The 11,104-nt window shown below is 65.4% G+C and carries 7 protein-coding genes and 1 tRNA gene; 2 read left to right on the top strand and 6 right to left on the bottom strand.

Annotated elements, in window-relative coordinates; genetic code table 11:
* A partial coding sequence (locus ACPDIT_RS10235) for a PKD domain-containing protein (protein ID WP_423443152.1) occupies positions 1 to 1,463 on the bottom strand: 1,463 nt, incomplete at its 3' end.
* A 911-nt stretch (positions 1,464 to 2,374) separates the two neighbouring features.
* Here ACPDIT_RS10235 and ACPDIT_RS10230 point away from each other — a divergent pair.
* Positions 2,375 to 2,450, top strand: a tRNA-Phe gene (locus ACPDIT_RS10230).
* Between the two features lie 839 nt (positions 2,451 to 3,289).
* On the opposite strand, the gene ACPDIT_RS10225 is transcribed toward ACPDIT_RS10230, so the two are convergent.
* The 5 genes from ACPDIT_RS10225 to guaB form a co-directional block, all read right to left on the bottom strand.
* The gene (locus ACPDIT_RS10225) at positions 3,290 to 3,706 is read right to left on the bottom strand and encodes a DUF1425 domain-containing protein (RefSeq protein WP_423443150.1); all 417 of its coding nucleotides are present in this window, start codon (positions 3,704 to 3,706) and stop codon (positions 3,290 to 3,292) included.
* Positions 3,703 to 4,872, bottom strand: coding sequence for a hypothetical protein (locus ACPDIT_RS10220; protein WP_423443148.1), 1,170 nt, complete (start codon positions 4,870 to 4,872; stop codon positions 3,703 to 3,705). The genes ACPDIT_RS10225 and ACPDIT_RS10220 overlap by 4 nt, the downstream gene beginning before the upstream one ends.
* A gap of 152 nt (positions 4,873 to 5,024) precedes the next feature.
* Complete coding sequence (locus ACPDIT_RS10215; RefSeq protein ID WP_423443146.1) at positions 5,025 to 5,648, bottom strand: penicillin-binding protein activator LpoB; 624 nt, start codon at positions 5,646 to 5,648, stop codon at positions 5,025 to 5,027.
* Between the two features lie 36 nt (positions 5,649 to 5,684).
* Positions 5,685 to 6,425, bottom strand: a complete 741-nt coding sequence (locus ACPDIT_RS10210; RefSeq protein ID WP_423443144.1) for a glycine zipper family protein — start codon at positions 6,423 to 6,425, stop codon at positions 5,685 to 5,687.
* 565 nt (positions 6,426 to 6,990) lie between these two features.
* Positions 6,991 to 8,556: an IMP dehydrogenase gene (guaB, locus tag ACPDIT_RS10205; RefSeq protein ID WP_423443142.1), complete on the bottom strand. Its 1,566-nt coding sequence runs from the start codon at positions 8,554 to 8,556 to the stop codon at positions 6,991 to 6,993.
* A gap of 677 nt (positions 8,557 to 9,233) precedes the next feature.
* On the opposite strand from guaB, the gene ACPDIT_RS10200 reads away from it, so the two are divergent.
* Positions 9,234 to 10,244, top strand: coding sequence for a serine/threonine protein kinase (locus ACPDIT_RS10200; RefSeq protein WP_423443140.1), 1,011 nt, complete (start codon positions 9,234 to 9,236; stop codon positions 10,242 to 10,244).
* Positions 10,245 to 11,104: the final 860 nt, after the last annotated feature.

The raw sequence follows: 11,104 nt of genomic DNA, 5'->3' as shown, positions 1-11,104 counted from the left end.
GCGCTCAGCTCTCCGTCGCTGGCGACCAGTCGGAACACGTACACGCCCGGCTCGCTGAAGCCGACTTGGACCACCAGCGCATTGGTCGCACTGAACTGCACCGGGGCCGGCCCGCTGACCAGTTCCCACCACGCCGTCAATTGTCCCGGCACCAACGGCAGACCATCGTCGCCCGCCTGTCCAGCCAACACAACCCCGCCGGGCAGTCGCACCGTCTGATCCGGTCCGGCATCGACCACAGGGGCCTGGTTGATCGGGAGAGGCGGCTCTACCCTCACGGCCACCTCATCAGTTGCGCTCAGCTCTCCGTCGCTGGCGACCAGTCGGAACACGTACACGCCCGGCTCGCTGAAGCCGACTTGGACCACCAGCGCATTGGTCGCACTGAACTGCACCGGGGCCGGCCCGCTGACCAGTTCCCACCACGCCGTCAATTGTCCCGGCACCAACGGCAGACCATCGTCGCCCGCCTGTCCAGCCAACACAACCCCGCCGGGCAGTCGCACCGTCTGATCCGGTCCGGCATCGACCACAGGGGCCTGGTTGATCGGGAGAGGCGGCTCTACCCTCACGGCCACCTCATCAGTTGCGCTCAGCTCTCCGTCGCTGGCGACCAGTCGGAACACGTACACGCCCGGCTCGCTGAAGCCGACTTGGACCACCAGTGCATTGGTGGCACTGAACTGCACCGGGACCGGCCCACTGACCAGTTCCCACCACGCCGTCAATTGTCCCGGCACCAACGGCAGACCATCGTCGCCCGCCTGTCCGGCCAACACAGCCCCACCGGGCAGTCGCACCGTCTGATCCGGTCCGGCATCGACCACAGGGGCCTGGTTGATCGGGAGAGGCGGCTCTACCGTCACGGCCACCTCATCAGTTGCGCTCAGTTCTCCGTCGCTGGCGACCAGTCGGAACACGTACACGCCCGGCTCGCTGAAGCCCACTTCAACCACCAGTGCATTGGTGGCACTGAACTGCACCGGGGCCGGCCCACTGACCAGTTCCCACCACGCCGTCAATTGTCCCGGCACCAACGGCAGACCATCGTCGCCCGCCTGTCCGGCCAACACAACCCCGCCGGGCAGTCGCACCGTCTGATCCGGTCCGGCATCGACCACCGGCGGCGCGTTGGTGGGTTCGGGGGGATTGGGAACCGTGTAGCTGACCTCGTTGGAGGGCTCGCTCTCGAGGCCGTCGGCGGTATAGGCCGTTGCAACAAAATAATAGGTGACGCCGGGCTCCAGCCCGTCGATCACCGTGTTGGTCACATTCCCCACATCGACGCGAATCGGATGCACACCACTGACGGTGCCGTAATGGATGGCGTAGCCGACGACCCACTCGTCCGGGCTGGGATCCCACACAAGACCGACTTGTCCGGCGATGACCGGAGTCCCACCTCCCAAGAGCCCCACCAGCAGAGCCAGCCGACTCAGCAGGCGACGCGTTCGATGCAGCATGGCCAGCACGTCCTCATGCGTGTCCTCCTCCCCAGAGCACCAGCAGTGCCAGGCTGCACACCGCGCGAGTCAGATCGAAGCCCTGCCCCTCGTAGCGGCCCGAGTCAAACGGCCCAACCCGACTCCAGCCCTGGAAAACAGGCCAAAAACAGGGTTTTCCTCCCCACTTTGCCGACAGCGATCAAGACGATGGAAAGGCCCCCTTGCGAATCTCCCCACCTCCCGAGGCCGTCCTCACGTGTCACAAACTGCCCAAAAACAATGCACGGGCCGTCCAACATTGGGAAGCCATTTTCCCGCGGGGCCCTCAGTTTTGAAGCAATCCAAAGGCTCAGTCGCGCAGAATCAGGACACGTGATCACAAGGTGGGTTCATCGGACCGGGGAGTTCGCGGGCTCGACCCGGTCTGCGCTACATTCGGCACGGCTTTCGCTGCCCGGGGTCAGGCCAGCCAAGGGTAGATGGAAAGTCCCGACAAAGGGGGCCTCGCAGACCGGGCCGCAAGCCAATGGCAGTGACCTCCTGTGGATCAGGCCGTGCATGGTCGAGGCCTTTGCCGGAGTCGATGCCGCCTGCTTGCGCTGTCCGTCAACCTGGCACTCCACCCCCCGGCCGGGAACGGAGACCTGCCCCTGTCAGGGTTCACCGGTCAACAACGTCGCAGGACACTCTCCATGGCGGAGGCTGGCTGAACGGCCCTCGCCGTGCGGAAGGTGCACGATCCCGGGACGTCGGCGGCAGCCCCGCGGTCCGGGGATCACCCCCTTCCCGGGACGGTTGGGCGGGAGGCCGTTGCACCCGCAGCTCCACGGCTGGACAGTGACCGAGTGCCCGGCCCTGCCGGGCAAGGCCCGATTTCCCTCTTGCACCGGAGCCGGTCCCGGGCTTCAATAATGACGGCTGTTCGAGGTGGCTGGATAGCTCAGTTGGTAGAGCAGAGGACTGAAAATCCTTGTGTCGGCGGTTCGATTCCGTCTCCAGCCACCATTTCCTTTTTCGCACTCATCCCATCAGTGCCCGAACCAACGGCAGGCAGGTTCCCGGCGACGCGGCCCGAGGCGTGGCGCCATTGGTAGCGACCTTGGGCTGTCTTTCGCGAGGCAGGAAGGCCACAGCGTGGGATTGGAGTCGCCCAGGCCAATGGCTCAAGCCGAAGGTGAGCCCTTGACCCCGCCGCGGCCTTGCCCCCTGGACTTCGGTTCGGCTCGCTTGGATAAACCGACGGCGAATCGTTGCCCCCAGGAATCCTGACCTGCGCCGGAGGTGATGGCCACCGTCTGATCCCCATGAATGGGTGCATGCCGGGCCGTGTTCGACGCCCAAGCCGGGAGCGGGGCCGAAGAGACCAACGCGACGAGGGGTGGTCCGGATCGTCTTTCACCGGCCCGGCAAGGGCACGGGGCTTCCCGGCTCCGGGCTCAAGGTTCCCGGGCGAGCGGCCACGACGTCAATGGCGAAGAAAGAACCCCGTCCATGGATTGGCCATCCCAGACTCCCTTACTGCGGCATCCGAGTGCAACAAAAGTCGCACCTGACTCCGTTCCCGGGGACTGCATCCGGCCTACGCCGCCGGCTTCAGATGGGCGGGAAAGTGCTGTCCACAGCTCCGAGCCCTACCGTCTGTTGAACGCGTTCAAGCGTGCAGGATCGCCGCGGCTTGGGCCCCGCCGCTTCCCGTTGAATCGAGTGCGCTCTCGAAACCCGATCTGAGCCCGACTGGTCGGCTCCCCGTGGGGCGCGCCCCTCCGGTCTTTGGAGCGGGTTGTGACCGACCGTGGGTCCGCCGGAGGTGCGGCGCTGAGTTCGCGGGCGAGACGTTCGAAATCCTACCGCGCCTGACGCACGCGAATGGTGAATTTTCGCGCCTGGTTGTTCATCGAAACAAAACGCACCTGTTCCGTGGCGTTCTCGGTGAGGATCAACGTCTGGAACGGGGTTTCGTCGCCGATGCCGAAACCGTTGGCGTCCTTGAACACGCAGTTCACCTGCACCTCGATGCGACGGTTTTCGCGGTTGCGAATCTGGGCGATGACCTCCAGTCGGCCATCCGGCAAGACCCGCTCATGAATCCCGGAGCAGGTCACGGACCGCTGGGTGCCGGGATCCAACAGCACGAAACGCTCGGTGCTCTCGTAGGCCGGAGTCTTGGGCGTTTGCGGCAGATAGGGGCCCTTGTCGTGCGTCTGGCATCCGGTCAGAACCGCGCATGCGGCCAACGAAAAGAGCAAGGGGAGGTTTTTCATTGGGTCTGAGGTGTGATGGAAGTGTCGCTGACAAACAGGACAGCGTCCCGACCGTCGGTCGGCACGCGGAAATGGATGGTCTTGGTGCGGTTGGGGAGCGGTTGGCCGTTGGCGCCCAGGAACTCGATCGTGGCCGTATGCTCTCCCGGCGGCAGCCGCAATTGCACGAAGGTCAGGTACTGGGGCAGGTTGTCCCAGGTACGCGTATCGGCCTGCGGCCGGGTGGCGGCGGAAACCAGTTTGCTGGCAAGCCCGGCCACGACCAGCGCCGCGCCGGCTTCGTCCACGGCACTTTTGCGCCCCTGACCGGCCGCCGCGAGCACGGCTCCCCCAAAAATGGCAGCGTCACCGGCAGTGTCCGTCGCCTCCTTGAAGACTGCCTTGTTGCCCAGGATGTGGTCCATGACCCGTCCGCCGCGGGTGGTGGCCTGATAGTTCACGTCATCCACGGGCGCGGCCTGGATGCTGAGCCCGGCAACCTGCAATCGGGCCGATCGAACCGGAGACGAGGTGGTGCGGAACCGGAGTTGTTCGCCGTACGCTCCGGTCGCATATTTCAGCGGTCCCGGACCGAATTCCAGAAACACCAGGGTGTTGATGGCAGGATCCAAAGGCGGGAGGCTCGCCCCGCGCACATTGGCCTGGGCACGCCGGAGGGCATCCGTGGGATCGCCACCCAGTTTGGCCGTGGCCAGAGCCTCCAAATAATCCGGCAACACCCAATCGCCCGCGTAGGCCCGCTGTTCGGTGTCGCTGTCCTCGAACTGTGCGCTGCGGAAACAGGCCCGCGCATTGTCCAGCTCGCCATCGCGCCAGTACAGGATCCCTCGGTAAATGTAGGCCATGCTCCGTTCATAGGGCTCGCCCAAGAAGGGTTTCACCGACTCGGGCCGGAACAGGCTTCGGGCCTTGCGAGCCTCCGGGTTGGGACCGTGAATCCCCTGCAAGGTCAGCAATGCATCGTCCAACAGGGACCTGGCCAGGTCGAAGCGCCCCTGCCGCAGGGCCGCTGCCGCTGTGCGATACTGCCAGAGCACTTTGTCGCGCGGCGGTCCCTCGGCGATCATTCGCGGTCCGTCCACCAGGATGTCCCCGGTCAAGGGCGGGGCGGCCGGCCTGGAGGCAGCACAACCCAACAACAGGACCGCCGCAGAAACGGCACACACGCTCCACCCCAGGGACACACTCCGCCGCCCCGCTCCCGGAGTACACGACCTCCCTCTCGGAGATGCGCTCCGCACAACACCGCGCATGCCGGAACCCTGTTTCATGAAACAATCGACCAGCGCCCGCCCGGGGCTGGCGGCGACCCTCCGCATCAACGGTACGCGGCGTCTTCGAGCCCCTGCTTTTTCACTTCGGCCATGTCCTCCCACACGATGGCGCTGGTGCGGGCGTCGATGAGCTGGAAGGTGTACAGAATGTAATCGCTCGTGCCCGCCCGTGTCCGCGTCGACAACCCCTCCAGAGTTCCGGTCAGGAAGTAGTCCGCCCCCTTGAACTCCTGAACGTTCGGGTCGGTGGCCGCAGTCACGGCTCCCTCACGTTTCAGATTCCGCTCTCGTTCCAGCGTGGCCATGCGGTCGCGGGCCAGAAAGATGACCCTGCCCTGCGCCCGCGAATTGAGCTGGGCACGAATGCGCGTCAGGAAAATGTCCTTGTTGATGGGGAAACGGGTCTTGTTTTCCACGGGATCCAGCACCACCACCGGCGGCGTGGCCGCCTGCGCGATTTGCGGAATGGCCAGGATGCTGCGGGCCATCTTGTCGGCGACCGCCACCAGGTCCTGCGACTCGATCCCGGTGCCGGCGACGAAGCCCTGCTCATCCGGGTTCAATCGCGTCACCGGCACGCCCGAAGGGTTTTTGACGCCGCTGGATGCACAGCCGGTCATCCACAGGCTCAGAAGCAACATGCCGCAGCAATGGGTAATGGTTCTCATGCGAAGCTCTCCTTTCCATCGGACACAGGGACAGACTTAAAACCGGGGCGCTTCCGGAACGCGCGGAGCATCGGGAATCGGTGGCGGCGCCGTCCAGTAGTAGGTCGAAGTGGGACAGGGTCTCGAAGTGATTTGAGCGTGCGGAGAGGGAAGCGAGGGTGTCGGAGGTTCGGTGGTGACCCGGGGTGCCGACGACGCAGCAGCGGGAGCACAGGACGCCGCGGTCCCCGTGCTGGCCTGCGCCTGTTGCTCGGCCAGGGTCCCGACCAGCAGCCCGGCAGCGGCTCCGATCGCCAGGCCCGGCCCCACCGCCCGGGTCCCTGCTCCGATCAAGGCCCCGGAAGCCGCGCCTGCCAACGTCGCGGGCAAGATGTAGTTGGGTCTCTGTCCTGACACGGGAGCCGCAGCCGGCGTACCCATCGGGGAAACAAACGCGGTCGAGTAGCCGATCCATCCGCCGGATCGATGCGTGGTGTACCCGTAACCCACACTCACCGTGGACGCGGCAGGCCAGGTGCATCCCGGATCGCTTGCGCATCCCCCGGTTGCCACGTCGCGACTCAGGCCAAGCAACGTACCTGCGGCCAGTCCAATGCCCGCGCCAATGGCGGCGCCGTTTCCGGAAAAGACCTGCCCGCAGTCGGCTCCGGCCAGACCGCCGATCAACGCACCCAGGGCTGCCCCCCCGAAGGCTTCACGGGGCCACCCTTGAGCGGGTGTCAGCGCCGGGCACACCAGCGCCCCCGCCACCACCCAGCTGAACCATTGCAATCTCATCCCTTCCATTCGACGCAGTCTCCGCACCGCTATTCGTCAACTACATTACCACGCCACAAGCCGCCGGCAACGAACGGGGGAATCGTGTCCCTCGTTCAGACCCGGACTCGCTGCCTGCGATGACGATGCAGGGGTCGGCGCCGGAGTGGAGGAGAGAGACAGATGCGCCCGGGAAGTTTCGTGTAACACCTTGAAGCGCAGCGGGCATCGAAGCCCCTCCCCGTGTCGCCCGCACTGCGCGGAATGCGGGAGAGCAATCAGTCATTTAGCGCACATCGCCCCTGACGCTGCGATGCGCAGGCGCCAGATCCGTGAGGCAGGTTTCCCCGGGACCTGTTCGTGCTCGTCCGAAAACCGTCTCTGGCCTACCGGGCCCCGGTCCTTTGGTTCCCCGCGGGCCGTAAACCCGGAAACAGGACACGGCGCCATTCCTGAAGCCGGAATCCCGCACCCGGCGGGAAACCGCGTTCGGTGCACCCCGCCGCGCCCGCACATGCGTTGCGGACCGCGCACCCAGCAAGAAGCAGGGCCGGGTCCGCGTCCGATCCGGTGCAATCAAGCCCGCCTATTGTTGCGTTTTCAATTCGATGACATCGTGGGGTGCGGCCTCGCGCATGCCGGCGGGCGTGACGCGGATGTAGCGCGCCTTCTTCTTGAGCTCCGCCAGATTGGCCGCGCCGAGGTAACCCATGCCGGCCTGAATGCCTCCGATGAGTTGGGCCAGGACGCGATCCACCGAGCCCACGGCCTCTTTCAGAGCCTCGATGCCCTCCGGAGCCACTTTCTGATTCGGATTGTTCTCGTGGCCATAGCGGGCGGCCGAACCGGCCTTCATCGCGGCGAGGCTGCCCATGCCACGGTACCGCTTGTAGAGTTTGCCACTGATCTCGATGATCTCGCCCGGGGCCTCGTTGCAGCCGGCAAACAGCCCCCCACAAACCACGCCGTCAGCCAGCGTCAGCGCCTTGACGATGTCCCCCGACTTGTTGATGCCCCCATCGGCCAGAATCGTCACACCCAAACGCGCCGCCGCACGGCTGCAGACGTACAACGCCGTCAACTGCGGAATGCCCACCCCCGCCACCAGCCGGGTCGTGCAGATGGATCCCGGTCCCTGCCCCACCTTGATGATGTTGGCGCCGCATTGGGCCAGGTACTCGACCCCCGCCGCGCTGGTCACGTTGCCTGCGATGATGGGCAACTTCGGAAAGGCATCGCGCAACAGGCGTACCGTGTCGCCCACCCCTTTGCTGTGGCCGTGGGCCGTGGACACGGCCACCACGTCCACACCCCGTTCCACCAACGCGGCGACGTGATTGAGGATGCGCTCGCGATCCAGCTCGCCGAACGCATTGCGCACAGCGCTCACGGCCGCCCCGCAAATCAGCCGGTATTGTGCATCGCGGGCGGGTTTGAACTGGGACTTGCGCTCCTGGGCGATCCGTTCCACGTCGTTCATGGTAAAGAGGCCGCGCAGCTTGTCCTCGTCATCCACCACCAGCAGCTTGTGAATGCCCGGATGCTCCGTGAAAAACTTGTCCGCCCGCGCGATGGGATCGCGGCCGAGTTCCTTTCGATTGATGGTGTGCACCTGGGCGCGGGGCGTCATGACCTCGGCCACTTTCCGCTGGGCGTACCTGGGTTTCACCACATGCCCGGGGAGTAATCCCACCAGCCGCCCCTCCTGGTCCACAACGGGGAAGGTGCTGAACCCGTATCGCCGCTCCTCGATCATCTTCACCACGTCCCCGACATACTGGTCGGGCCCCACTTTGATGGGATCCGGAATCATGCCGGGCACGTGGTACTTGACGCGGCTGACCTCGGAGAGCTGCTGGCGCTCGGGCATGTTGTAGTGAATGAGGCCCAGGCCGCCGTTGAGGGCCATGGCAATGGCCATGCGCGACTCGGTCACCGTGTCCATGTCCGCAGAAACGATGGGAATGTTGAGCACGAGCCCCTCCGCGAGCCGCGTCTCCAGCTGGGTGTCCCGGGGCAGAATCTCCGAGTAAAGCGTCGCCAGCGTGACGTCGTCGTACGTGAACGCTACATGCGCATTGGCGGTAAAAAACTCATCCGCCGGAAGGTAAAACCGGGCGTCGAGGCCCTCTCGTTTTTGGGTAGCTGCCATGCCAGAGCATGCCGGCGAACTGCGGGCCGGGGCAAGTCCGAAATCCACCCCGCCGGAAGCCGAAGGTTCGCTGATCGAAGGAACCCAGCCGTTGGCCCGTGCGCAGTCACCGTGGGACGGCAGTTCTACAAGTACCCCATTCCAGGGAGCCGCGGTGGCCGACGGGGCCTGCAGGCCGCGGACCCACCCGAGAACCTCGCCAAGGTCGCGTTGCCGGGTTCCTCTGCCGCCGCCCCCCAACCGCTCGTGGGCGCGCATTCAAAACGCAGCAATCGCTTCTGACCCGCCAGGGCTTCGTTCGAACCGCCTGTCGGCTGATGGGCCCCCTTCATGGCACGCGAGCCCGGGCAGGGTGGATCAATGGAGACTCGCAAAGGCCCGGGTCTCATCCGGGTCGACAGGTCCATGGCGCCGGCTCTTCGCCGTGCCCGGGCCGGGCGGAGCCCATCCAACCTCAGGCCCGGGCCTCTTGGGTCCTGCCGGCCCTGAAGCCGTTCGGGCGGGTGGGCGCGAATGAAGAGCGTCAGAGTCCCGGTCCGGTGCAGTGAACTCTCGAGCTTGCGAATCCCGGCGCCGATTCGCAGGGCGATGAAGCCGGATCGGCGCAACGGAGGTGATCGTTTCCCCTCCGCCTGCGCCAAGCTTGTTCCCTCCCGCCCGGGTGTTAGAATGCGATCGTGAGTCAGACCTCCAGCAAACCGCTGAAGATGGTCACCTGCGAGGGGTGTCAGACCAAGGTCTTCATCCCGGGTGATTTGGAACCGCTGTCCACCATCCCGTGCTCCAAGTGCGGGCACCCCATCATGATGCCGATGATGATCGAGCACTTCGAATTGCGCAGCGTCATCGGCAAGGGTGGCATGGGCAAGGTGTACCGCGCCTACGACACGGTCCTGCAACGCATGGTGGCCATCAAGCTGATGCGCAAGGAACTGGCCGAGGACCCCAAACAACTGGAAGCCTTCTATCGCGAAGCCCGCATCTGCGCCTCCCTCAATCACACCAACATCATTCACATCTACAGCTTCGGCAATTACCAGGGCCAGCTCTACCTGGTCATGGAGCTGGCCGATCAGGGCAGTCTCGACTCCCGCATCGAGGCCCATCATCGTCTGCCCGAACTGCAGGTACTGGACATCGGCATCAAAATCGCCTCGGCCCTCGACCTCATGCTCAAACACAACCTGATCCACCGCGACATCAAGCCGGGCAACATCCTGTTCAATGCCGACAACGAACCGAAGCTCGTGGATTTCGGCCTGGCGCGGCGCGCCGACGCCCCGGCGACCGAAGAGGACGGCGCCTGGGGCACGCCCTACTACGTCGCTCCGGAAAAGGTCAAACGCGAGCCCGAGACGTTTCTCTCGGACATGTACAGTCTGGGCGGCACCCTGTACCACGCCATCACTGGGCATGTACCGTTCGAAGCCCCCACGGTGGAGGAACTGGTGGCCGCTCACGTCCACACGCCCCTGACTCCGCCCAACCTGGTCGTGCCCGAGATCACCCAACCCACCAGCGACGCCATCGTCAAGATGATGGCCAAGAACCCGTCCGACCGATTCCTCAGCTATGACGATCTCATCATGGCTCTCACGGCGGCTCGCAGTCAGCTGCTCGTGAAACAGTTCACCTCCAAGTCCGCCACCCAGCAGATCAAGGCCAAGACCAGTTGGTGGCGTCGCTGATGGCGCGAGGTCCCGGTTCCGCGGCGGCTCCGGCCGGCCCTTCGGCCCGGTGCTGCTGCGCACAAGCCGTCATGCGCAACTCCTCCGTCAACTCACGAGGGCAGGACCCGGCCAGGCTGCCCGAGGAGATCCGGCCGACAACTCTGCCCAGAGGAGTCTGTGCCTCAACCGATTGCGCACGACCCGAGTTTACACCCCTGCTCCGTGGTCCGCGCCGATGGCAGCAGGCCCCCGCCGTCCGGCGCGGTCTGGAACATCCGGGCCGATGCGGCAATCGGGGCCGGCCGACCGCATCTCGAGGTTTGAACAGGCGGTAGAACTTCCCCAGCCAGGTGGCCGGGACGGTGACCGGATTGGTCCAGCCGCTGGGCGAGTTGGTCCAAGAGCCGATCGTCGAATCCAGCCGTTCCTGCAGGACCCAGTGGGCGCCGGTCTCGGGCGACCAGGAAATCGTGGCAAAGCCGGGACCCACCGGAACGATGGTCAACGCGGGCGCGCCGGGCGTCTGCACCGCTTGCGGCAGGGCCTGGAACGTTGCGATGCATGCGCAGACGCACGCGCAAGCCCGCGGAGCGCTATCCAGCTGCGCCGGTACCCCCAAGGCATATGTACCCCGGCGCTGGCGCCGAGGGCTTCAACCCCGGCGGCGTATACTGTGGCAGCGTTTCCCTGGCAACATGCCCAGAAGGGCCTCGAAGTGAGGGCTCGCCGGGGTTTGGCCGACAGACCGGGCTTTCTCGCGAGTTGGACGAGCACGCGACCGGCGTTCTGGAGCCACCCAACCAGGGCAGGAACCTTGACAGGACTCATTTTCGGGGGCGGTACCGCCGGATCACCGGCCCGGGGCCGGAGCCAGGTTC

This window comes from Limisphaera sp. VF-2 (genome assembly GCF_049537125.1).
Classification (GTDB): domain Bacteria; phylum Verrucomicrobiota; class Verrucomicrobiia; order Limisphaerales; family Limisphaeraceae; genus Limisphaera.
Note: the sequence above shows the minus strand (reverse complement) of the source record. Positions and strands in the feature narration are given on the sequence as shown.